Below are 22112 nucleotides of genomic sequence, written 5' to 3'. Positions count from 1 at the left end.
CGCAAGAAACTTTTTTTGGGTATGAACGAAAAGCACCTCTTCAAGCAGCCTAATAGGCTTCCTTGCAAGAGGTGCTTTATCCATAAGCTATTTTTTCTTGTTCTTCGCGTCGTAAGCCTGCTGATACACTTCCAAATAGCGCTTCAGGTTCATATTGTCGAGATTTTTCACATAAGAATCCCAGTTTTTGTCGATATCCGAGTCGCCAGTGACGAACCGGGCCATCATTTCTTTTACGTGGTCAAGTATCGTTTTCTCCAGGTCCGCTATTTCCGAAGCTTGGTCGGCGGTAAAGAATACAGGCGGCAGGACCTTGTCGATCGGCATTTGGTTCGGTTCCATTTTTTGTTTGGTTTCGTTGTATAGAATGACTTCCAAAGGCTGCTCGGGATTTACTGCTTCACCCAGACGGAAATCGTCCGAGCGGTAGTTCGGCCCTGTCTGCCCCCAGTTGAAATTCTGCACCCCTCCCCAGGGAGTGAGCTGCTTCCATATGGCCGGCTTGCCATTGATGCCGGTTTCTCCCTTCTCCGCATAGCGCCATTCTTTGCCTTCCGTGCCTGCGTACCAGTGCAAGGTGGTGTCAGGAGAATTATACAGGAAGTCCGCGAGGCGGAAAGCGAGTTCCGGATTTTTGGCGTTCTTGGTGATGATATATTGTCCGTTGCCCACTACGTAGGGATGATAGGCGGCTACTTGAAAGCCGCTTGGCCCTTTTAACGGAGGCACTGCCACATACTCCTTCCATCTGCCGCTTTTTGCGCCCAACTGGGTGAGCGAGCCCATATTATGCCCGGATGAAGCTCCAAGAATGGCTATATCCGGGTTCTCGCCCAGCTTTTTTAACTGGTTATTGTCCTGGGTCAAAGCTTGCGGATCTATCAGGCCTTCGGCATACAGCTTGCGCAAATACTTCAAGCCTTCCTTCCACTCCGGCTTATTGTAAGGCACCGTCACTTTTCCGTTTTCCAGGTACAGCTTCTTGTCTCCGTGGTCGTAAATAAACGAGTTCATCAAAAAGGAGTCGATCATCTGGGTGGTGAATAAATGGCTGCTTGACGCTTGGATCGAGCCTGAGAGCGGAATTTCATCCGCCTTTCCGTTTCCGTTCGGATCCTTGGTTTTAAACGCTTTCAAAACCTCGTAAAACTCATCTGTCGTCGTGGGCATCTTCAATCCCAGCTTATCAAGCCATGGCTTGTAAATCCACATCCTCTGCTGGTACATGCAATGATAGCATTCGTTCACCTGCGGCAGCGCGTAAATATTACCGTCGGGTGCGGTGATCAAATCTTTATAAAACGACTTCGCTTTGAACATTTTTTGAATTTCTACGCCATGCTTGTCAATCAAATCATTTAAAGGAAGAAATACTCCCTGGTTCCCGTAGATCATCATCTGCGTCGGCGACACGCCGAAGCCCATGATCACGTCAGGGTAGTCGCCGCTCGACAGCACCAGATTCAGCTTTTCGTTAGCCGACTTTTCCGGTGCCACTTCCCATTCGATGTGCACGTTCGTCTTTTCCTCCAGCCATTTTGTAAAATCGTTTGTGGCAAAATCTTCAACGCTCGCGCTTCCTTTTACCAGGATCTTCAGCGTCGATTTTTCCTTCGTGATCGGAAGCTGCCCGGGAGGATTGAGAGTAACCGATGATTTTCCCTTGTCCCCTGTGCTGCCGCCGCCGGTTTCCTCTTTTCCCGAACATCCGCCTAATGCCAAACTGAGACATAGAACGAACAACGAGATAACGGTCACTGTTTTTTTCAATATAAAACCCTCCTTTGTTAGTTGGCGAGGCGCGGCTATCCTTTCAAAGAACCGATCATGATCCCTTTTACAAAATATTTCTGCACGAACGGGTAAACCGCCAGAAGCGGTACGCTGGCCACGACAATCAAGGAATATTTCAGCAGCTCCCTGAGCCCTTCCCTTTTCGCCTGTTCCGCTACGTCCATCATCATGCTCAAATCCACTTCATTCTGCACCAGAATGTCCCTTAGCACCAGCTGCAGCGGATACAAATTCTGCTTTTTCAAATACAGCAGCGCGTTAAAGTAGGAATTCCAGTGTCCCACGGCATAAAACAGCGTGATTACGGCTATAATCGGACCCGACAAAGGAATGACAATTTTCCATATAAACTGAAAGTCGGTGCAGCCGTCGATTTGGGACGCTTCAAGAAGTTCATCGGGAATGGTGGTTTGGAAGTAGGTTCTTGTGATGATCATATTCCATATCCCCAGTGCGCCCGGCAAAATCATGGACCAAGTGGTGTTCAGCAGTCCCAGGTCCTTGACCACAAGGTATGTGGGAATCAAACCGCCGGAAAACATCATTGTGAAAACGAACAGAAACATAAACACATTTTTGCCGTAAAAATCTTTTCTGGACAAGGGGTACGCCGCGAGAACCGTCATTACCACGTTAATCAGCGTGCCGACAACCGTATAATAGAATGAGTTCGCAAACCCGCTCCAGATCAGCTTGTGCTTGAATACCGCTTTATAGCCTTCCATTGTCGGATCTATGGGCCAGAGCCAGACTTTGCCTGAAATGACCGCCTCCGAATTGCTGACCGAAGAGCTTATAATATAAATAAGCGGGTATAGGATCGTAACAAGGAACAGGGATAAAATCAAATAATTAATAACAGTAAATATCCGGTCGGCCCTTGATTCTTTTACAATCGAATCTTCCATAAGGATCCCCTTTCCGTTCCCCGCTTACCACAGGCTCGCCTGCTTGGTCTTCTGGGCAATCTTATTTACGGCTACGAGGAGAATCAGATTGATGATGGATTTAAACAATCCGATGGCGGAGGAATAAGAATAATTCATGGCCTGGGACGCCAAACCGATCTTATACACATAAGTATCAATGATTTCCGAAGTACGCATATTAAGCGGATTTTGCATTAACAAAACTTTTTCAAACCCGACATCCAGCATGTGGCCGGTGTTCATAATCAGCATAATAATCGCAATCGGCATAATGCCGGGAATATCGATATGCCACATCCTCTGCAGCTTGTTCGCCCCGTCTACCACTGCCGCCTCGTGAAGCGAAGGATCAATGCTCGACAGCGCGGCCAGATAGATGATACAGCCAAAACCGACACTCTGCCATATGCCAGACCAGACATAAATAGACTTGAAATACTCGGGTGTGCCCATAAAATTAACCGGATGCAATCCTAAAGCATGAAACATATGATTGACGATTCCGTTTCTCGGATCAAGCATTTCGAGGATAATTCCTACCATAACTACAATAGAAATGAAGTGAGGTGCATAGGTGATCATCTGCACCGATTTCTTGAAAAATTTGTTTTTTACGTAATTCAGGCTCAGTGCAAGGATGATTGGAAACGGAAACCCCGCCAGCAAGCCGTAAACGCTCAGAACAATGGTATTGCTCATGATCCTCCAGAAATCATAAGAGTTGAAGAATCTGACGAAGTGTTTCAAACCGACCCACTCGCTCCCCCAGATTCCTTTTGTCACTATGTAGTTCTTAAAAGCGATCTGGGCGCCATACATCGGCATATATTTGAAGATAATGATGTAAAGCAGGGGCAGAGCGATAAGCACATAGAGACGCCATACTTTTTGGATCTTTTTTAAAGGTATAAAGCTCTTTGCCTTCGCGGCGGCATTGGCCTGCATTCCCGGGGACGACGTTTGTTTAAGCGCTTCCAATTTCTCACCTCCTCATTGCTTCGCTGATTTCCATAGAAAATTGACCTGGTTGCGGTGCGGACAAAAATTTTTACCCCTCCTTCCCATTATGGTTGCGGCCTTCTTGGGCCCTGCTGATGGTCTGCCTAATCCAACGATAAGCGACTTACCGGGCGATGTAAATGTGAAAGCTTGTGGTTCGATGTGCAGGCATTCAGAACCGCTTTGTGCATTTGTGTTCAACTTGTGCATTTATTAAGAATACGCTTTCATTTTGCGCTTGAATCACGGAACTTCGTAGTGCTGACCCCATTGATTCGTTTAAACGCCCTGCAAAATGTATTGGATGAACTGTAACCCACCTGCTCCGCAATTTCGTAGACGGGCAGTACCGTATTCGCCAGCAGCTCCTTGGCCCGTTTCATGCGCAGGTGTTCCAGATAATCGGAGAAGTTCTCACCGGTCTGCTCTTTGAAAAATTGGGACAAATACCCTTTGGATATTGCAAAACGGTCCGCTACCGCTTCCAGGCAAAGGCCTGGCTCACCGTATGAATCGTGCATCAGCTCTACGATGTTTACCATAAGCTCGGTATTCTGGCTTTTCTTATGCTCATTCACAAAATCGCACACCTGACGGTAGGTGGCGACGAGCGATGTGAAGTTATTGTCCAATCCCTCGAAAGAAGCCATATCCCCGGAAAACGGCTTCATTTGCTCCAGAGCCTCGCCTTCATCCATACCGACCTGGGGCAAAAGCTTTACGATGGTCCCCCACATTTCATTCATAAAGAGCCGCAGCATCGTCACCGACAGGTTCCGTTCATCGAAATTAATCCGGTGCAGCTCTTGAAGCAGCGATTCCACGCCGGTTTGCTCACCCGCTTTTGCCATATTGCTCAGCCGGTGCTCCAAATCCGAAGGGTAATAGTATCCATTGGTTTCTTTAGGCAGCTCATCAAACCTCATGATTCCGTTCCTGTTTCGCCAAAGCAAATATTCCAAAGCCCGTTTGGCTTCCTCGTAAGAACGCGAAACATTGAGCAGGTCCTGATAGATACCGCCTAGAGCGAATCTCGCCGCCATATTCAAGCGGGTGTGGATCGTGTCGCTCAGCCGCCTTATCTTTTCTTCCAGCTTGGCCGCATCGTGCATGGGCGGATCGGAGCCGAAAGCGAACAACAAGGCGAACTGGTCTTCGGCCACATCATGGCAATGGGCGTCGCCGTTTGTCTCCTCGAGCAGTATCTCCTTGACCATGACGCGTTTGACATCCAGCTCTTCCAGGGCGCTGCGGTTAAAGATACTTTCGTACCCCCGAAGCTGGAGAATGGCCGCCATGTAATATTTGGCTTGCGTTTCTATGCCGACATGCTGAAGAAGCACAGGGAGTTCGTTTGGGGATACATATTCGCCCTTCAAGAGACGTTCAAAAAGGGCTGCCTGCAGCAGAGGGGCCTGCTTCGCCATTTTTTCCTTCATTTCATGATTATTGTCGATCAGCTCAGACACGGTATCCCGGATAAAACGGTACACATCCGAACCCGTCTCTTGCCGCCCGCCTGTTCGCTCCAAGATCGTTTCCATGATGGTTTTCAGCGGACGGCTGTTGCGGTAAGCAATTAAATAAGCGGTGAATAGTCCCAAGCACAAAAAAACGAAGGTCATGGTAAACGTGATTTTTTTGATATACAGAACTTTTTTGAGCACGACATCCGCTGGCTGGGCTACCAGATAGGTCCAGCCGTTATATTGGGAGGTGGTGTACGTGATCATCATCTTTTTACCGCCGACCTGCTGCAGCATGCTTCCCTGCTTGCCGGTTAAAATGCTTCGATCAACCGCATAGGAAGCATCGGAGGACACAGAGCTGACGATGTCGCCGTTCTCGTTTAAGATATAGGCCCACCCGCCGCCGGAGAGGTCAAGGCCGCCAAGCAGCTTGCGAATTTCCCGGCTGTCTACCGTAATGGCGACCGTTCCTTGCGGAGAGCCTGGCAATCCCAGCGATTGAATATAGGTCATCAGGGAATAATTGCTTCCTTTCACCGATACATCCTGAGTCGGCAGCACCTTCCGATAATTGTATTCTCCCATGAACAAACGTTCCCATGTTGGCTTGTCCATACTTAGATATTTGAAATATTCATAGAAATCCGGGAGCGTGTAAGTGGAGCTTTCCGAAAATACAAGCCTGCTGTTCTTGTAGACAACGAAATAATTGAAAATAAAATTATTCGTCAGGCTGAAATTGTGAATGCTTTTGCGGGTTTCCAGGATGCGGTAGGTGTTAGCGCCTTCAAAAGGCTCCGTTATATTCTGGAACTGCATAATTCTTGTATCATTAACGAGCTGAATGGCAATGGACGCGATCTCGGAGAGCCTGCGGTCCAGGATATCCCTGCTCTGCTGCAAAAGATTCATATTGCCCGTGATGACCTCCCTTTCCATTTCACGCAGCGTTTTATTATAGATCACCCAACCGAGCAGTAACGGGAGAAGCAAAAATAACATGTTAGGTATCAGAAGACGTAAGAAAACCCCATGCCGGCCTGCCTTGTTCCGTTTTACCATCCACATTTGGTTTCCTCCGTCGCTCAGCTTGACTCCATTGTAAAGCAGTTTTTTCAGGCAGACAACGAAAGAAAAGGTAATATTTTGAAAAAATCAGTCGGGTAAAAAAACAGACTGCCGCGGCAGCCTGTTTGAAATGTATATCCATTCCGGGCATACAACCTTTATTGTTCTCCCAAAAGCTTTCTTAGGCGGCCCGGGTAATCCGTTATAATGCCGCTCATTCCGTACTGTATCGCTTTCTTCAAATGCTCTTCTTCATTGACGGTCCAGGCATAAACGCGCAGTCCGTGCTCTATGGCTTTCTGCACGTCACCCCGGCGAAGCCTTGGGAATCTTGGATGCAGGGAATAAACTTCCAAGCCGGATGCTTCAGGCAGCTTCCAATGCCGTCCGAGCCATAAGTCGTACAATAGCCCGATCTTCACTTCGGGAGCGATCTCCTTGAGGTTGTGCAGACATTCGTAATCAAAAGAGGACACGACGACGGAATCCATCCGGTTCTTCTTCTTTAACAGCTCGGCCAGTACTGGTTCCAGCTTGCCGGTGTGGGCGCCAGCTTTGATCTCAACGTTAATCATGAGACTTTGCGGCGCCAAGTCGAACACTTCCTCAAGCAGAGGAAGGCGTTCGCCTGCGAACCTTTCGTGGAACCAGCGGCCTGCGTCCAGCTTCTTTAACTCTTCCACTGTCATATCGTGGATCGAGCCCGTGCCGTCCGTAGTCCGGTTGACGGTTGTATCGTGGATAACGACGAGCTGGCCGTCCTTCGATAGGTGCACATCCAATTCAAAAGCGTCGCAGCCCTGCTCGAGAGCCAGCTTGAAGGAAGAAAGCGTGTTTTCCGGCGCTTCCCCGGCGGCCCCTCGATGGCCGATTACTAACGGTTTTGCTTCAGACATTTGTTCATATCCCCTCTTCACTGTTTTAGTTGACCATAATTTTTATTATGTAAACAAAAATCAAGTTCACACTTTTCATCACCAGCTTACCCGCCCTTAAATAGGAAGATCTGTATTTACTGTGCTGATCTTATCGCCACGAAAATATGTTCGAACAGCAGATTCCTGGAAATTATTGCGTTATTTCTTCCGCTGGTTTTTTTTCGGATGACGGCGACGACATCGAGTCCAGGGACGATCATTAAATACTGGCCTCCATAACCGAAGGCAAAGAAACAATCCGCAACTCCGTTGTGTTCCTGCGGGGAAACCCACCAGTGATAACCATAGCAGCCGTAAATGGGAGGCACGTAGTTGGACAGCCCTTTATGCTTGAAGCTTGTAGACTGTTCCACCCATGCTTCGGGCACCAGCTGTTCCCCGAACCAGCTGCCTTTGCGCAAATAAAGCAGGCCGAACTTCAGCAAATCCGCTGTCGATAGATAAAGCCCGGCGCCCCCCTCGTTGATTCCTCCGCTGATATTCCATCTGGAACCTTTAAATCCCATTTTGCCGAAAAGCTTATCTTTGGCGTACTGCATCGCACTTTGGCCAGTGGCTTTCGTAAGGATGGCGGACAGCAGATGGGAGCCCCCTGTATTGTATGTAAAAGCTTGCCCGGGTTCGTGAGCCATAGGCCTGTCCAGAACAAAGCGAGTCCAATCGTCCGACCGCTTCATTTCGGCGTAGGGCTTATCAAAATCCGGCCACTCCCACCCGGGAGTCATCGATAAAAGGTGCTTGACGCGGATCGATCTCTTACGCTCGTCTGCGTACTGCCCGTCCAAGTCAAAATAATCTGATATAGGCTGCTCCACGCCTTGGATATTTCCTTCGGCGATGGCGATGCCGATCAAGGCGGACAGCACGCTTTTCGTGCAGGAAAAAAGGGAGGCGGGGCGATCTATCCCTTTATCGTGCCACTCCCAAACCAGATGGCCATGGAGGACGACCGCGGCGCTTTTTACTTTCCACTGCGGCAGCTTATCCTCCAGGCCTGTCAGCGGAGCCGGGTCCAATCCATGCTGTTCCGGAGAGCCGGCAGGAAGAAACGGATCCGGTTTTCGCCTGGTGACTGCTCCTGAATTGCTAATCCGCATAATCGTTCCTCCAGAACATTGGACTATAAGTGTTATTATATCAAATGGTCAGTAAAATACCGAGCCTCCACTTCTCAAACTAAAAAGCCTGCTCGACCGGCTCCTCTGAGAGCAGGATCTGCAGGCTGCGGCGGGTCCGATTAAACGCCTGACGGTTTATTCGGCCTCCGGTACTTCCATATAGCCGTTATTGCTGCGGATGACTTGGACGATTTGATCGTACTCCTCATCCTTCACCTTCGCTGATAACACATAATTCAGATCGTCCAAATCCACATCTCCGGCCTTTTCTACGGTATCATTCAACTCATTTATCGCAGCGAAAGGCGCCACTCCCGCCACTGCCATTCCGACGCCGTCGCCCGTCGTTCCCATCCCTGCACCGGCCGCACCCGCCGCGAATGGCAGGATGAACCTCCGGCCTTCCGAGCGCTCGCCCAATTCGCCAATCTCCAGATTTTCCGTTGCAAAAGGCTGCAGCAGAATCCTGGCGTCCTCCGCATCATTCTCCGTCCGAAAATAAGCTTGAATTAGTCTGGACATGATAGATCACTCCTTTATTTTGATGTGTGTTTAGAACATTTTCTTCTTGTTGCCGTCTTCCTTAGTGTCACCACGGCTTCACGTAACCTCATCGATTGAACGATCGCCTCTTCTCACTACTTACCACGCAGCGCAGGTTTAAAAACAAAAAGAACCTCGCAATTGCCGTCAGATTCTGTAGAATTCAAGCAAAACCGATGGATTTAATTCTTAGAACGGCCCCAAATTGAGTTAGCGTTATATAGAAGGTTGGGTATATAATACTATCATTAAAAGGAAGTGAGTTGATTCTATGAATAAGGTCCCTATAGTGTTATCCCTGTCTCTGGTTATGATTCTCACGGGATGCATGGGACATGCACAGACTGCAAAGCCGGAACCTCCAGCAGTAACACCCGTCACTGGAAACAATCAAGATCCAAAGACCGCGTCGCACACGGATCCGAACGCTGCCGCCAATGCCAATGCGGCAAGCACGAACCCAAGCGCCGTCAACGCCGATGCGGCAGGGTCGAACACAACCGCCGTCAACGCCGCTCTCAAAAGCAAGCTGATCCATTATTCAGGCCCGTCGGATAAAAAGCAGGCTGCACTCACTTTTGACGATGGGCCGGATGACCGTTATACGCTGCAAATTCTGGACATTTTAAAGAAATATAACGTTAAAGCGACTTTCTTTCTTATTGGCCAGAAGGCCAAAGCCCACCCCGATGTTGTCAAAAGGATAGTGCAGGAAGGCCATGCCATAGGAAACCATACCTGGTCCCACCCGGACCTGGATAAAATAGGCACGGTGAAGGTGATGGAGGAAATTTCGAAGACTCAAGACGAGCTGGCGTCCATTATCGGATATCGGCCTACTCTTTTCCGCCCTCCTTATGGAGCGGTGAATCCGGCGGACCTGCAGGCCATCTCCGATATGGGACTCAGCATTGTCAATTGGTCCGTGGATACCAGAGATTGGGCGGGTACTCCAACACAAGGCATCCTTAGCGCCGTCCACAAGGAATTGAAGCCCGGAGGGATCATACTGGAGCATTGTGCCGGAGGGAAGAACCATAACTTGTCCAACACGGTCAGCGCATTGGAACAGCTCATACCTGAACTGCAAAAAGAAGGCTACAGCTTCCAGACAGTCCCGCAGCTGCTGTCTATTCCCGCTTCTCAGCCATAATCTTTTTCTTGTATATGTATAGACAAAGACGGTTCTTGGAACCGTCTTTTTTATCGATCAACCTGCCCGTTTATCCCTCCAGCTTATAAAATGCTGCGGCATTGCGGCCAAACAAATCCTCCATCTCCTGTTCGTTCAGGCGGCCTGAAACAGCACCTCGCAGCACGTCCACTACCTCATCGTAGCCTGCTGCCAGCAGACAAACAGGCCAATCGCTGCCAAACATGACCCTCTTCGGTCCAAAAAGCTCCAGCGCATGAAGGATATAAGGATCAATATCCTCCTGCTTCCAATTGGCGTGATCCGCCTCCGTAACCATTCCCGACAGCTTGCAGTAGATGCCAGGATTGGAAGCAATGACGGCCATCTGCATTTGCCAGGGCTTGAACTGACGCTCGGCGATCAGAGGCTTGGCAATATGATCGATGACACCGCGCAGGTTCGGCACCTTGCCCAGAAGCTCCACGACGGCATGGAGCTGGCTCGAACGGCACAGCAGGTCCACCGGGAGATTTATGCTCTCCATGTACCGAATGACCTCCAGAGTATCCGGCTGGAGCACTTCGTCCGGATTCTGCATTTCCTGAATCATAATGCGCACCCCTGCGAATTTCTCATGGCCAAGGAATCCTTGCAGGATCCGTAGGTAGTCCGGATTATGAAGGTCAAGCCAGCCTACCACGCCGGCTATCGAATCGTGCCTGTCCGCGAGCTCCAGCAGGAAGTCGGTCTCCGCATGCGTTTGGGCGGCCTGCACCACGATCGAGCGGCTTATCCCGTTGCGCTCAAGCAGGCCGGCCAGATCGTCAGGCAGATAATCCCTGTAAAGCACTTTGTCTGCGGGCGTGATCCACCCGTAATCATTGCGTTCTAGCTTCCAATAATGCTGATGCGCATCGATTCTCACGTCCCATTCCACCTCTCTTATGTGGCGATTACCCCTTTTTTCAAAACGATGTTGGCATATAAAGCGCTTTCTCCAGTTGCGACAATGGCATAGGCTCTTTTTGCCCTTTCATAAAAAGCGAACCTCTCGATTTGCTCGAATGAAACCGGCCTGCCCTCACTCCGTTCGGCAATTTGCCGATAGGTATCCCAGATCGGCGTCTCCGTCGTATCCCCAGCTACGACCGCCATTAAGCCAACCGGATTCTCCACGTAAGTATCCAATGGGAAGAGCCGAAGAACCGCTTCCAGCAGCTCAGGTATGCCAAGTCCATCGCAGCGAACCACACGCGAAGCATGGCTTGCGGCAGGGAAGTTGCCGTCTGCAAGGACGACCTCGTCTCCATGGCCCATTTCCATTAAAATTTTAAGCAATGCGGGAGAAATCAGGCTTGAAATTCCTTTTAACATGACCGGCACCCTCTCTGTTACTCTATTGTTTCTTTTTTCCATTATATTATTTGCTGGAAATATAGTAAACGCACACCGCATTCCATATCAACAGAAGAGGAATTCCCCAGACGAACGAAGCATGCCTCGTTTTATGCCGCCAGACTCTCATCCCGAACCAGGCTCCAAGCGCTCCTCCTACAGCTGCGAGACCGAAGAGGCTTTTTTCCGGCACTCTCTGCTCCTTCCTGCGCGCTTGAGATTTATCGTATCCCATGGCAATAAAGGCAAGGACATTAATAACCAAAAGATAAAGAAACAATCCCGTCATCGCCGCGCTCCTTTCTTAGGCACAGTTATATGCACGTATAGTTCGTGTAAACTATATCGATAGTCTTTGGATAAACTCCACACGGTTGCCGAAAGGGTCTCGGCACTCGAACCGGTCATATCCCGGAATCGGTATTCCTTCCAAAGGCTTTAAGCCTTGGCTTTCGATTTTCGCCCTGTACACCGATAAATCCGAGACTTCATAAGCCAGGTGGGCTTTCGTCAGCTGCCTCTGTACTCCGTCTTCGGTGCCGATATGGATCTGACGGTAACCGGCTTGAATCCAGAAGCCGCCTCTGCCCTTCAGCGAGTCAGGCTTTTCAATTTCGGGAAGTCCGAGCAATGTGCAGTAAAACTGCCTCGCCTTTGTTTCCTCCCCGTTGGGAATCGTAATTTGAGCGTGATGCAGTCCGATTATCATATTGGCTTCCCTCCACATGTCCATTTAGGTAATTAATGTAATTAAATAAATAGTTAACATAACAAATATTAAATTCAATATCATTAATTATTATAGTTAATGTGGTAAGTTAATATATTTCATTCCATTAATTAATAGATACTTCCAGTCGCTCTTGATAGTTAATGGAATTAAATTTAATACTTTATATAATTAACTAATGAAATTAATTACATTGACTAATATAATTAATATGATTAAACCAATGTTTTTAACCGACTGTCTTTTGAGAACCACAGCTTGTAGCTCATCAACCCCAGTAGAATACCTGTCAATGCAGCTGAGGAAGAAAAAGCAAACATGATCAAGATTTGATACTTCACTGCTTCCACAGGGTCCGCCCCCGCCACAATCATTCCCGTCATCATTCCCGGAAGCTGCACCAGACCGACAGTTTTCATTCCGTCTATGGTAGGGATCATGCTCGACTTTATGGAACGTTTTAACGATTGCTGGATGGCCTGCCTCGGTGTTGCGCCCAATGAAAGCAGAGCATCAATTTCGCCTCCGGAGGTCTGCACCTCGCGGTTCATTTGGTTGAGGAACAGCCCTGACACTACCATCGCGTTCCCTATAGTCATTCCGCTGATCGGTATGATATATTGGGGAGTGGGCTGTATAATATGCAATCTGAGCAGCAGGACCATCGTTAAAGCTTCCGTGGTGGTCACCGCAAAGATAATTCTCCATAGTATCCCTTCCAAACCCTTGCCTCTTTTTGCCGCATTCCAGGAGGCCACCACAATCATAATGCCGATGATACAAGCAATGAACAGAGGATGGTTGCTTTGAAATACATACTGCAGCATATAGCCTACCAGAAGCAGCTGTACTGCCGTTCGGATCGCTCCGATCGTAATGTCCCTCTGCAATCCAAGGTTCTGCCACATCGAAATAAAAATCGTAATCGCAATAAAAACGACGGTAAATCCCAAGGTAATGATCGACATTCTATTCCCCCCGCTGCTGTGGAAGCTGTAAATAGCTGCGTGCCTGGGCGGACAGAGGCCGTTCGAAAAAAGCCTCCGTCTCCCTGTCTTCCTGAAGCGTGTTGTCAGACAAAAACCAGACGCGCGAGCTCACTCTGCGGGCCTGCTCCGGTTCATGTGTAATCCAGATTAATGTAGTGTTCTGCTCACGGCGCAGGGAGGCCATAACTGACTCCACCGCTTCTTTGCTGTTTGCGTCCAACGACGCGGTCACTTCATCCAGCAGAAGGATTTTTGGTTGAAGCAGCAAGGAACGAATCAGGGCCAGACGCTGCTTTTCTCCGCCCGACAGTTCGGTGGCGGACTTGCTCCAATTCAGCTTCCCGAGCCCCATCCGTGACATCAGATACCTGGCCAAGGTCTCGTCAAAAGCTGTCTTGTGAAGGAAGCTGACGGTCTTCAGATTATCCGCAACCGTGCCGGCGAGCATGACCGGATGTTGAGCTACGTAGCAGACTTGCTTCCTCCATCGTTCCGGCTGCCACTTGTCCAAGGGGACATCCTGGAACGCGATCCTGCCTTGGTCCGCTCTCTCCAGGGAAGCCACGATGCGCAGCAGTGTTGTTTTTCCCTGTCCCGAGGCCCCCAGGATCACTATCGATTCGGTCTCGTCCACATCGGCTGAAATATCGGACAGCAAATTAGCTCCTTTCTTGTCCGGATGAAGTTTGGTGATATGCTCCAAGCTTAATAACGCACCCATCGGGTAACACCCCCTTTCATTTTTGAGCAGACGGGCATTTCATTTACTGTCATTTCAATATAGCAGATTGCGGCGGGAATGACATCGTTCAGGTGCGCAATACACAGCGGCCGCTAAAGCCGGATTGGCGACTGAAAAATGGGATTCCGGGTTAATTTTTCCCTTAAACGTTTAGAATAATTTAGAGAGGAGGAATTCATTTGGCGTTTTTGACCGCTTGGCTTGAGCATTACGGATATTTGGTGCTTTTTTTCTCCCTGCTGCTTGAAATGCTAGCCCTTCCGCTGCCGGGAGAAGTGATGATGAGCTATACCGGGCTGCTTGTTTATGAAGGCAAGCTCCATTGGCTGCTCAGTATTACGATGGCTTGGGCGGGAGCTTCCACCGGTGTGACTTTATCCTATTGGATCGGGCTGCGTCTTGGGACACCCTTCTTTGAAAAATACGGGAGGCGCATCCATCTGGGGCCGGAGAAAATAGAGAAAGTGTCCGTCTGGTTTCAAAAATATGGAAATAAAATGCTGGTCGTCTCCTATTTTATACCTGGAGTCAGGCATATAACGGGGTATTTTTCCGGAATCACACGCATCTCTTATCGAAAATATGCTGTCTACGCCTATTCCGGCGCTCTCCTGTGGACGGGGTTGTTTATCTCGCTCGGCAAAATATTAGGTCCCAAATGGGAGAAGTACCACCATGTGATCAACCGATATTTGATTATCGGCGGGATCATAGGCGGAGCCATCGTACTTCTGGTCTATATGTATCGAAAATATAAGCATACGTTTCGTGATTGGGTGGCTGGCAGTTTGGACAAGGGCATCCGGCACTTTCACTCGCTTGGAAAAGTAAAATTCCTCCTGCTTTCCGCGTTCGCGCTCTTTGTCGTCTTTATTTCTTTAACTATCGGCTTGATACAGGACTTCTTGTCACAAGAATTTGCCCTGTTCGATGAAGTAGCTTCCTATATCGTTCATCGGACATTTGGTTCCGAATGGTCGCTGTGGATGGATCGGTTTGCATTGCTGGGTTCTTATTACGTGTACACTCCGCTTATCGCTGTGACGGTGGCTTGGATTATTTTGAAAGGAAAAGATCGTTTGCTGGAATTAACCTTCTTTGCCTGGGTTATCGTCGGCGGCGAAATGTTGGATGAGGGATTAAGGCTGCTTTTTCACCGGACCAGCTCCCTCCCTGTCGATTATGCATTCCCTTATTCGTTTCCGAGCGAACAGACCTTGATTTCCCTGACCGTGTGCGGGTTTGCCGCTTTTTTGCTGGTCCGTCACTATGGAAACGCCAAAATACGCATTGCCGCCACATTGGTCGTGGTCATTCTTTGTTTGCTGGTTGGCGTCAGCCGTATTTACTTTGATGTGCAATATGCGAGCGATGTAGCGGCGGGATATGTGTTTGGCGGGGCGTGGATCAGCTTGAATGTGATCTTGCTGGAAATCTTTCGTATGCTGCGGAAAAAAAACATTTAGTTTACATAAGTATTATTATGTGAACTTATTTAGCGGCGAAGGCCTCGTTCAGAAAAAAAGAGTGCTGCTCCTTCAAAATGGGTATACTTCACTTCGATTACCTAAACTGGAGGTCATGTCATTGAATCAGCAGCAAGCGATTGAGAAAATCCGTACTCATTCCATTGCCCTCACGGGGAACGACGACCTGCAGGCGCTTGTGGAAGCGGCCGGAGACGCCGAGATTGTCCTGCTCGGAGAAGCCAGCCACGGCACAAGTGAATTTTACAAACTGCGTGCGGAGCTGAGCAAGAGGCTTATTCAGCAAAAAGGCTTCTCTTTTATCGCTGTAGAAGGCGATTGGCCTTCATGTTATGAAGTGAACCTTTGGATCAAGCATGCTTCCGATGCCAGAGACACAATGAGCGATGTGATGCGGTCTTTTAACCGATGGCCTGCCTGGATGTGGGCGAATGAAGAAACGGAGCAGTTGGTGAAGTGGCTGAAGGATTATAACCATGCGCTGCCGGCAGAGAACAGGATTGGATTCTTCGGACTCGATGTATACAGTCTGTGGGAATCCATGGAAGAAGTGATCAAACACTTGGAGGAAACCGGATCTCCGGAGCTTCAGGCGGCGAAAGACGCTTTTTCCTGTTTTGAGCCGCATGGCCGGGAAGGCCAGAATTACGGTATGGCGGCGGCTTTTTTCTCTGAGAGCTGTGAGGAAGAAGTCGTCAAGCTGCTGATCGAGCTGCAAAAGAAACGCGCCCAATCCGGCCGCACACCGGGCGAAAAAGAAGCTGCGTTAAGCGATGAGTTAAATGCGCTGGTTGCGGTGAACGCCGAGAAGTATTACCGGGCGATGATCCGCGGCGGACCGGATTCCTGGAACATCCGGGACCGGCATATGGCAGAAGCGTTAAACAGGATCAGGCGATTCCACGGTCCCAAAGCCAAAGCGATTATATGGGAGCACAACACCCATATCGGGGACGCCAGGGCGACGGACATGGCTGACGACGGCATGGTCAATGTCGGACAGCTCGTACGCGAGCAGAATGGGTCCGAAAGCGTATTCGCTGTCGGCTTCGGCACGCATAGAGACACGGTGATCGCAGCAGATGCATGGGGACATCCTATGGAAGTAATGGAAGTGCCTTCCGCTGTGGCGGGAAGTTGGGAAGATCTTATGCACCGGGCGGGTGATAACAATAAGATCCTCGTTTTCAAGGGCATGGCCGGAGAAGAGTTCCACCGCCCCATTGGACACCGCGCCATCGGCGTAGTCTATCATCCGGAATACGAGCGGGGCAACTATGTGCCGTCCATAATGGCTGAAAGGTATGACGCGTTTGTCTTTGTCGACGAATCGCAAGCCCTTCATCCTCTGGAATTGGCAGCACTGGTCTAGGCTTTGGGCCGGACGCGGTTCGTCGGAACGGCGGCGAACGGATCGTCCGGCCAATAATGCTTTGGGTACCGGCCTTTGAGATCCTTCTTCACCTCGAAATAAGCCGTACTCCAGAAGCTGGCCAAATCCCGCGTGACCTGGACGGGCCTCTGTGCCGGCGATAACAAATACAGAGTCACAGGGACTCTGCCTTTCATAATCCTCGGCGTTTCCACAAGGCCGAACAGCTCCTGCAGACGGACAGAGAGGGACGGGGCCTCCGGGTCGCTGTAGTCTATAGCTATTCTCGAGCCGCTCGGTACAGTCAGGTGAGTCGGCGCGTTCTCCTCCAGAGAACGGCGCTGCTCCCAAGACAGATCGCCTTCCAACAAGCTTGCCATCTGCAGCTTCTGCAGGTCGCTGCGGCTTTTTAGGCCGTAAATATGCGGTCCGAGCCACTCGGAGAGAGTATGGGACAAGGCTTCATCCGACATGTCCGGCCAAGAAGGGTCGAATCGATGCATAAACATAAGCCGCTGCTGAAGTTGGCGTGCGGCTCGCGTCCAGGGCAGCACGGCCAACCCTTCCGCAGCTACGCCGGCCAGCAGTGCAGTTTGCGTTTCCTCCGGAGTCATTTGATGAAGCGGCATTTCTTCCAATACAAGCGCACCCAGCCAGGTGCGCTTTACCGCTCTTACCGACTGTGTCGTGCGATCCCATTCGACCAGCCTTTCCTCACGGATCCTCTCCTGCAGATATTTCTTCAGTTCCGCCTCGTCCACCGGCGAAGCCAGAAAGATACGGCTTTGGGACCCCCGGTCATCCAGCTCCGCTGCTGTCAGATAAGACGAATTAGATAGTGGCTGCTTCACCATAAAATCGGCGCCGCGTCCGCTGCTCAGCAGGAAGCTGCCCGAGCTCCGGCGCTGCCCGATCCGGTCGGGATAAGCAAAAGCAAGCAGCAGCCCGCATCCGTCGCTGCCGCTGCCATGGTCCTGCGGAATTTGCAGGGATCTTTTCCATTGATCCGCCTCGGCCCGGATGCGCCTGCATACTTCGGGATCTGCGTAATAATTGATGTAAGGGTCGGCAGCATTAGGCCCGCCTGCCTTCCCTGAGCTGCGGACAGCCTCAATGCGCAGACGCAGGTCCGCATCCCCAACCGCGGAATCAAAACGTAAAGGATCTCTATCGCTCAGCACAGCCGCCAACTCGCAGGCAAGCTCCCCCATGCCCAAAGGAATGGCTTTTTGAATCATATGGGCCAGACGGGGATGAAATCCCATCGCGGCTAATTCCCTGCCGTGATCCGTGATCAGACCGTGCTCATCAATAGCCTCAAGCTGAACAAGAAGTCCGCGCGCCTGCGCGTAGGCAGCTGCAGGAGGGGGATTTAACCATCGCAGATCCTCAGGTGCCGCACCCCATGCGGCAAGTTCGAGAGCGAGCGGGGCCAGATCGGCCTCCATAATTTCCGGAACATGATGCGGCTCCAATGTCCGGTTCTCCTGCACAGTCCATAAACGGTAGCAGATGCCGGGTCCAAGCCGGCCTGCCCGTCCTCTCCTTTGGTCGGCCGATGCCTGTGACACCCGAACTGTCTCCAGCCGGGTCATTCCCGATCGCGGAGAAAATCGGGGAACGCGCATCAAGCCGCTGTCGACCACCACCTGCACTCCTTCGACCGTCAAGCTTGTCTCAGCCAGAGATGTGGCCAGAACAATTTTCCGCACCCCGGGTACGCTTGGAGCAATCGCCGCATCCTGTTCCTTCTGCGGCAGATTCCCATACAGCGCGGCTATCCTCACTTTTTCTCCCAAGCTCATCTCGTTTAAACGGGCTTCGACCCTGCGGATTTCGTGGACACCCGGAAGAAATACAAGCATATCTCCATCATGCGTCTCGAGGGCTTTTCGTATCGCGGCTGCGGCTGCGGGCTCTATTGGCCCTTCCACCTTTTTATCCAAATAACAGGTTTCCACCGGATAGGTACGTCCGCCGCACTCTACGACAGAGGCATCGTCCAGCAGCTTCACGACAGCTTCAGCATCGATGGTTGCCGACATCACCACAATTTTCAAATCTTCCCGCAGGATGGCCTGCGATTGCAAACAAAGCGCCAGCCCCACATCCGAATGGAGATTGCGCTCGTGAAATTCATCAAAGATAACGAGGCCCACATCCTCCAGGGACGGGTCAGACTGCAGCATCCGGGTCAGGACTCCCTCGGTGATCACCTCTATCCGTGTCTGCGCGCTAACCATACTGTCCATTCGCACTCTGTATCCGACACGTTCCCCGACCCTCTCGCCCAGCAAGCCCGCCATATACTTGGCCGCAGAACGGGCGGCAAGCCTCCGGGGCTCCAGCAAAAGAATCCGGTGTCCCAGCAGCCAAGGCTCATCCAGCAATGACAAAGGCACTCGCGTTGTTTTCCCCGATCCCGGAGAAGCCACGAGTACCAGTCCGTTTCGGCTGCGCAACGCTTTTTTCACATCAGGCAAAACCTTTTCAATCGGAAGGCTCATGCACTCTCCTCCTTCTTCAAGGAAACACATCGTCCGCGATAGCTCCCGATTTCACATAGCGGATCATTTTCCTGCTTTCGATATTGACCAGGTTCCTTCCGCTCTCATGCAGCCACCAGTTATCGGCTTTTGTAGTGAGGTCATCCACCGGACACAAAGAATATTCAATCCAGGCCGGCATGTACTGCTTCAAGGTCAAGTAGCACCTTTTCATATGGTATGTCGTGGTTACAATCAGGAGCCTTCTAATACTATGCAGCATGAAAGCCCGGTCCAGAATCAGCAGCGAAGCGAGGACATTTTCCTTGGTATGCTTGGAATCGGTTTCGATCAGACAGGCCTCCGCCGGCACGCCCCGCTGCATGGCGCCCTGCCGCATAACGACAGCTTCAGGCTCTCCCTGGCCTTCCCAAACCTTTCCTCCCGAGAACAGGATTTTGCCCGCCCGGCCGGCTTTGTACAGCTCCACCGCCTTTGGTACCCGGAATTTCAAGCTGCCTTTGCTGCCAAACACGAAGATACAGTCCCCTTTGCGACCGTCATCGGCAATGCCCTGGAAAAGCAAGGCAGTCATCTGTTCGTTCGTAAGAGTATTTGGATTAAGACCGGAAATCAGCATGAACGCGCTCACCTCTATCTTCCGCAGTGCCTATCGGCAGTCCCTATCAAGATAATATGCCACACATATTTTACACCAATTCATCGCCGTATCATAATCAGGGCACTCCCCAGCTTTTTCGAATAAGAAGACCGCAAATTAGAAACCCTAGTGTTACAAGGTGTTACAAGATATTGCAAGGAGTGAAAAAAATGGATAATAACAAGTCTAACATACGGCAAAAACATGACCCAACCATTGCCCCCGGTATCGAAAATCATGAATTAAAGGAAAGCGCCGCTCCCGAAGCAGTGGAAAAAGGGGATTACACGCCCGTGCATACCATGATCCTGGACCGAACGGGCGATGACGACGAATAAAGGCCGGTCATTCACCGAATCACTCATTTACCAAAGAAATCTTGCCCGTTGCCTGCCCCGATTCCATTAAACGGTGGGCGTCGCCTGCCTGCGCAAAAGTAAACGAGCGCTCGTCCACAAGCGGACGGAATTTGCCGGCTTCAGCCCATGCAGCGATATCCGTCAGAATCTCGCCTTGGTGCTTCAGTCCCTCTGCATGGAGCGCGGACAAAAGCATGAACACTACATGCAAGCTCAGCCCTTTGCTGTGGAGAGGGGTCAAATCATGGGTAGAACGCGCGGCGATCGCACAGACGGTTCCGTTAGGGGCCGCAGCCTGAAAGGAACGGTCGAGATTTGCTCCGCCTACAGTGTCGAATACCACTTCAAAGCCCCGCCCGCCAGTGAAGTTATGTACGTATTCTTCTACGGCAGTTTCTTTATAGTTAATGATATGGTCCGCTCCCAGGCTGCGGGCGATGTCGGCTTTTTCTTTTGAAGAAACGGTTGTAAACACTTGGGCCCCGACTGCTTTGGCTATTTGTACAGCCGCATGCCCAACACCACCGGCAGCGCCGTGGATCAACACATTCTGGTCTTTCTGCAGCTTCGCGCGGTCGATCAGCGCCTGCCACGCTGTGATGGTAACCAAAGGCACAACGGCAGCTTCCGCAAAGCTGAGCTTTGAAGGCTTTAACGCAGCCGACGAAGCTTCAGCCAGCACATAATCCGCAAGCGCCCCGCCCGGGCTGTCGAATTGGTTGGAGGTGCACGCGTATACCGCGTCTCCCTTTTTAAAACCGGTCACTCCTTCGCCCACCGCCTCGACAATGCCGGACACATCTCCGTGCAGCACGGCGGGAAACTGCTTGACCACGCCTTTCACTGCCCCGTTTCTGACCTTCGTATCGATCGGATTTACGCTGGATGCCGCTGTTTTGATAAGAATAGCTCCCGGCTTGACTTCCGGCATGGCCATTTCGCTTCTTACAAAAACATCCGGATCCCCATACCGTTCAATGATCATCGCTTTCATAATTATACTCACCCGCCTTTTATATTCCATTTAAGAAAAGCTCTACCCGAGGCCATTCAAGGATGATTTCAACAATAGTGTAGCACACCTCTTTTGGACTCCACAAATGATAGGAACAGACAAGCTGCCGCCTGCCTGAGCATAACAGAGCTTTGGAACGCAAATACTGGTATTAGAGTGCCGAATAGTAAAGGAAGTGACAGCCAGATGTCCATCGAATATACAGCCAACTGTGATTTTTCACCGATGAAGCAGCACCTCAAAGAAAAGTTGGAACAAATAGCGGACCGCATCCAGCGGGGGCTGGACATATTAGACAACGAGGATCATTGCCTGCTGGGCGAATTTGAACATATCAAGGAGAGCTTTATCCAGATCGAATCGATCGCTTCCACCTTTTACTTGAACTGCTACCTCTCCGCTTATACCGATAAATATTCCGATCTTTCCATCAGCATACAAAATTTGGCTCAACGGCGGCACGGAGCGTTGATTGTAGTGGAACGCAGCGACCCGGTGGATCCTTTTATCCAGCCCGGCATCGCGCTTGGAGCGCAGGTAACGGCGCCGCTGCTGGAGTCCATCTTTTATCCGGGGAACCCGCTCCACGACGGAGCCGTATTGATTCGGTCCAATCAGATTATTTCCGTGAGGAATATACTGCCTCTGGCGAGCAGAGCCCAAGTTTCCAAAGGAATGGGCACGCGCCACCGGGCTGCCATCGGCCTGACCGAACAAACCGATGCGATTGTAATGGTCGTTTCCGAAGAGACCGGCCGGGCTTCTTTTGCAAACAGAGGGAATATTTATCCCGTCATTTCACCATAACCAAGGACAATCGCCTTCAACCCGGTATGGAGCGGTTGTTCTTTGACTGACGAAAAAGGCCGTCAAACCCATAAGC

At 50.6% G+C, this 22112-nt stretch carries 21 protein-coding genes; 5 read left to right on the top strand and 16 right to left on the bottom strand.

The genetic code is table 11. The features are described 5' to 3' along the window. Positions 1-87: 87 nt before the first annotated feature. The 7 genes from ACZ5N7_RS04620 to ACZ5N7_RS04590 all read right to left on the bottom strand — a co-directional run bounded on the left by ACZ5N7_RS04620 (position 88) and on the right by ACZ5N7_RS04590 (position 8837). Positions 88-1770, bottom strand: a complete 1683-nt coding sequence (locus ACZ5N7_RS04620) for an ABC transporter substrate-binding protein (RefSeq protein ID WP_464657831.1) — start codon at positions 1768-1770, stop codon at positions 88-90. Positions 1771-1805: 35 nt separating this feature from the next. Continuing rightward, positions 1806-2702, bottom strand: coding sequence for a carbohydrate ABC transporter permease (locus ACZ5N7_RS04615; RefSeq protein ID WP_464657829.1), 897 nt, complete (start codon positions 2700-2702; stop codon positions 1806-1808). A gap of 24 nt (positions 2703-2726) precedes the next feature. Beyond that, positions 2727-3668 carry an ABC transporter permease gene (locus ACZ5N7_RS04610; protein WP_464659143.1) on the bottom strand — a complete coding sequence of 314 codons (942 nt, stop codon included), beginning with the start codon at positions 3666-3668 and terminating at the stop codon, positions 2727-2729. 281 nt (positions 3669-3949) lie between these two features. Continuing rightward, complete coding sequence (locus ACZ5N7_RS04605) at positions 3950-6259, bottom strand: helix-turn-helix domain-containing protein (protein WP_464657827.1); 2310 nt, start codon at positions 6257-6259, stop codon at positions 3950-3952. Between the two features lie 158 nt (positions 6260-6417). Next, on the bottom strand, positions 6418-7155 hold the full coding sequence (locus ACZ5N7_RS04600; protein ID WP_464657825.1) for a glycerophosphodiester phosphodiesterase: 738 nt from the start codon (positions 7153-7155) through the stop codon (positions 6418-6420). Between the two features lie 116 nt (positions 7156-7271). After that, the gene (locus ACZ5N7_RS04595; RefSeq protein ID WP_464657823.1) at positions 7272-8294 is read right to left on the bottom strand and encodes a serine hydrolase domain-containing protein; all 1023 of its coding nucleotides are present in this window, start codon (positions 8292-8294) and stop codon (positions 7272-7274) included. Positions 8295-8450: 156 nt separating this feature from the next. Further along, complete coding sequence (locus tag ACZ5N7_RS04590) at positions 8451-8837, bottom strand: hypothetical protein (RefSeq protein ID WP_464657821.1); 387 nt, start codon at positions 8835-8837, stop codon at positions 8451-8453. A gap of 292 nt (positions 8838-9129) precedes the next feature. Between ACZ5N7_RS04590 and ACZ5N7_RS04585 the strand changes: the two genes are divergently transcribed. After that, positions 9130-10011: a polysaccharide deacetylase family protein gene (locus ACZ5N7_RS04585; RefSeq protein ID WP_464657819.1), complete on the top strand. Its 882-nt coding sequence runs from the start codon at positions 9130-9132 to the stop codon at positions 10009-10011. A 70-nt stretch (positions 10012-10081) separates the two neighbouring features. On the opposite strand, the gene ACZ5N7_RS04580 is transcribed toward ACZ5N7_RS04585, so the two are convergent. The 6 genes from ACZ5N7_RS04580 to ACZ5N7_RS04555 form a co-directional block, all read right to left on the bottom strand. After that, complete coding sequence (locus ACZ5N7_RS04580; protein WP_464657817.1) at positions 10082-10918, bottom strand: amidohydrolase family protein; 837 nt, start codon at positions 10916-10918, stop codon at positions 10082-10084. 17 nt (positions 10919-10935) lie between these two features. Next, positions 10936-11367: an L-fucose mutarotase gene (gene fucU / locus ACZ5N7_RS04575; protein WP_464657815.1), complete on the bottom strand. Its 432-nt coding sequence runs from the start codon at positions 11365-11367 to the stop codon at positions 10936-10938. A 46-nt stretch (positions 11368-11413) separates the two neighbouring features. Continuing rightward, positions 11414-11677, bottom strand: a complete 264-nt coding sequence (locus ACZ5N7_RS04570; RefSeq protein ID WP_464657813.1) for a DUF1294 domain-containing protein — start codon at positions 11675-11677, stop codon at positions 11414-11416. A gap of 51 nt (positions 11678-11728) precedes the next feature. Continuing rightward, on the bottom strand, positions 11729-12097 hold the full coding sequence (locus tag ACZ5N7_RS04565; protein ID WP_464657811.1) for a VOC family protein: 369 nt from the start codon (positions 12095-12097) through the stop codon (positions 11729-11731). A 236-nt stretch (positions 12098-12333) separates the two neighbouring features. Next, positions 12334-13086, bottom strand: coding sequence for an ABC transporter permease (locus ACZ5N7_RS04560; RefSeq protein ID WP_464657809.1), 753 nt, complete (start codon positions 13084-13086; stop codon positions 12334-12336). A gap of 1 nt (position 13087) precedes the next feature. Further along, positions 13088-13828, bottom strand: a complete 741-nt coding sequence (locus tag ACZ5N7_RS04555) for an ABC transporter ATP-binding protein (RefSeq protein WP_464657807.1) — start codon at positions 13826-13828, stop codon at positions 13088-13090. A 200-nt stretch (positions 13829-14028) separates the two neighbouring features. Here ACZ5N7_RS04555 and ACZ5N7_RS04550 point away from each other — a divergent pair, with 200 nt between their 5' ends. Further along, positions 14029-15315 (top strand): VTT domain-containing protein, encoded by a 1287-nt coding sequence (locus tag ACZ5N7_RS04550; protein ID WP_464657805.1) that lies wholly within the window; start codon positions 14029-14031, stop codon positions 15313-15315. Between the two features lie 115 nt (positions 15316-15430). Then, a complete protein-coding gene (locus ACZ5N7_RS04545; RefSeq protein WP_464657803.1) occupies positions 15431-16708 on the top strand; it encodes an erythromycin esterase family protein in 1278 nt (425 codons plus the stop codon). Here the strand turns inward: ACZ5N7_RS04545 and hrpB are convergent. Both hrpB and ACZ5N7_RS04535 read right to left on the bottom strand, forming a co-directional pair. Beyond that, on the bottom strand, positions 16705-19215 hold the full coding sequence (gene hrpB / locus ACZ5N7_RS04540; protein ID WP_464657801.1) for an ATP-dependent helicase HrpB: 2511 nt from the start codon (positions 19213-19215) through the stop codon (positions 16705-16707). The genes ACZ5N7_RS04545 and hrpB overlap by 4 nt on opposite strands. Before the next feature lie 16 nt (positions 19216-19231). Then, positions 19232-19834: a YdcF family protein gene (locus ACZ5N7_RS04535; protein ID WP_464657799.1), complete on the bottom strand. Its 603-nt coding sequence runs from the start codon at positions 19832-19834 to the stop codon at positions 19232-19234. A 191-nt stretch (positions 19835-20025) separates the two neighbouring features. On the opposite strand from ACZ5N7_RS04535, the gene ACZ5N7_RS04530 reads away from it, so the two are divergent. Then, positions 20026-20193: a hypothetical protein gene (locus ACZ5N7_RS04530; protein WP_464657798.1), complete on the top strand. Its 168-nt coding sequence runs from the start codon at positions 20026-20028 to the stop codon at positions 20191-20193. 19 nt (positions 20194-20212) lie between these two features. Here ACZ5N7_RS04530 and ACZ5N7_RS04525 read toward each other — a convergent pair whose 3' ends face one another. Continuing rightward, positions 20213-21208: a zinc-dependent alcohol dehydrogenase family protein gene (locus tag ACZ5N7_RS04525; protein WP_464657796.1), complete on the bottom strand. Its 996-nt coding sequence runs from the start codon at positions 21206-21208 to the stop codon at positions 20213-20215. A 207-nt stretch (positions 21209-21415) separates the two neighbouring features. Here ACZ5N7_RS04525 and cdaS point away from each other — a divergent pair, with 207 nt between their 5' ends. Further along, entirely contained in the window at positions 21416-22036 is a 621-nt protein-coding gene (cdaS, locus tag ACZ5N7_RS04520) for a sporulation-specific diadenylate cyclase CdaS (protein ID WP_464657794.1), read from the top strand. The last annotated feature ends 76 nt before the right edge of the window (positions 22037-22112 follow it).

This window comes from Paenibacillus sp. JCM 18996 (assembly GCF_055392555.1).
Note: the sequence above shows the minus strand (reverse complement) of the source record. Positions and strands in the feature narration are given on the sequence as shown.

Bases quoted from the DNA above. Each gene is read 5' to 3' on its own strand.
- ACZ5N7_RS04565 (WP_464657811.1), bottom strand. From the start codon at position 12,097: ATGATAATCGGACTGCATCACGCTCAAATTACGATTCCCAACGGGGAG.
- hrpB (WP_464657801.1), bottom strand. From the start codon at position 19,215: ATGAGCCTTCCGATTGAAAAGGTTTTGCCTGATGTGAAAAAAGCGTTG.
- cdaS (WP_464657794.1), top strand. From the start codon at position 21,416: ATGTCCATCGAATATACAGCCAACTGTGATTTTTCACCGATGAAGCAG.
- ACZ5N7_RS04600 (WP_464657825.1), bottom strand. From the start codon at position 7,155: ATGTCTGAAGCAAAACCGTTAGTAATCGGCCATCGAGGGGCCGCCGGG.
- fucU (WP_464657815.1), bottom strand. From the start codon at position 11,367: ATGTTAAAAGGAATTTCAAGCCTGATTTCTCCCGCATTGCTTAAAATT.
- ACZ5N7_RS04585 (WP_464657819.1), top strand. From the start codon at position 9,130: ATGAATAAGGTCCCTATAGTGTTATCCCTGTCTCTGGTTATGATTCTC.
- ACZ5N7_RS04530 (WP_464657798.1), top strand. From the start codon at position 20,026: ATGGATAATAACAAGTCTAACATACGGCAAAAACATGACCCAACCATT.
- ACZ5N7_RS04610 (WP_464659143.1), bottom strand. From the start codon at position 3,668: ATGCAGGCCAATGCCGCCGCGAAGGCAAAGAGCTTTATACCTTTAAAA.
- ACZ5N7_RS04595 (WP_464657823.1), bottom strand. From the start codon at position 8,294: ATGCGGATTAGCAATTCAGGAGCAGTCACCAGGCGAAAACCGGATCCG.
- ACZ5N7_RS04555 (WP_464657807.1), bottom strand. From the start codon at position 13,828: ATGGGTGCGTTATTAAGCTTGGAGCATATCACCAAACTTCATCCGGAC.
- ACZ5N7_RS04535 (WP_464657799.1), bottom strand. From the start codon at position 19,834: ATGCTGATTTCCGGTCTTAATCCAAATACTCTTACGAACGAACAGATG.
- ACZ5N7_RS04560 (WP_464657809.1), bottom strand. From the start codon at position 13,086: ATGTCGATCATTACCTTGGGATTTACCGTCGTTTTTATTGCGATTACG.
- ACZ5N7_RS04590 (WP_464657821.1), bottom strand. From the start codon at position 8,837: ATGTCCAGACTAATTCAAGCTTATTTTCGGACGGAGAATGATGCGGAG.
- ACZ5N7_RS04605 (WP_464657827.1), bottom strand. From the start codon at position 6,259: ATGTGGATGGTAAAACGGAACAAGGCAGGCCGGCATGGGGTTTTCTTA.
- ACZ5N7_RS04525 (WP_464657796.1), bottom strand. From the start codon at position 21,208: ATGAAAGCGATGATCATTGAACGGTATGGGGATCCGGATGTTTTTGTA.
- ACZ5N7_RS04615 (WP_464657829.1), bottom strand. From the start codon at position 2,702: ATGGAAGATTCGATTGTAAAAGAATCAAGGGCCGACCGGATATTTACT.
- ACZ5N7_RS04545 (WP_464657803.1), top strand. From the start codon at position 15,431: ATGTCATTGAATCAGCAGCAAGCGATTGAGAAAATCCGTACTCATTCC.
- ACZ5N7_RS04570 (WP_464657813.1), bottom strand. From the start codon at position 11,677: ATGACGGGATTGTTTCTTTATCTTTTGGTTATTAATGTCCTTGCCTTT.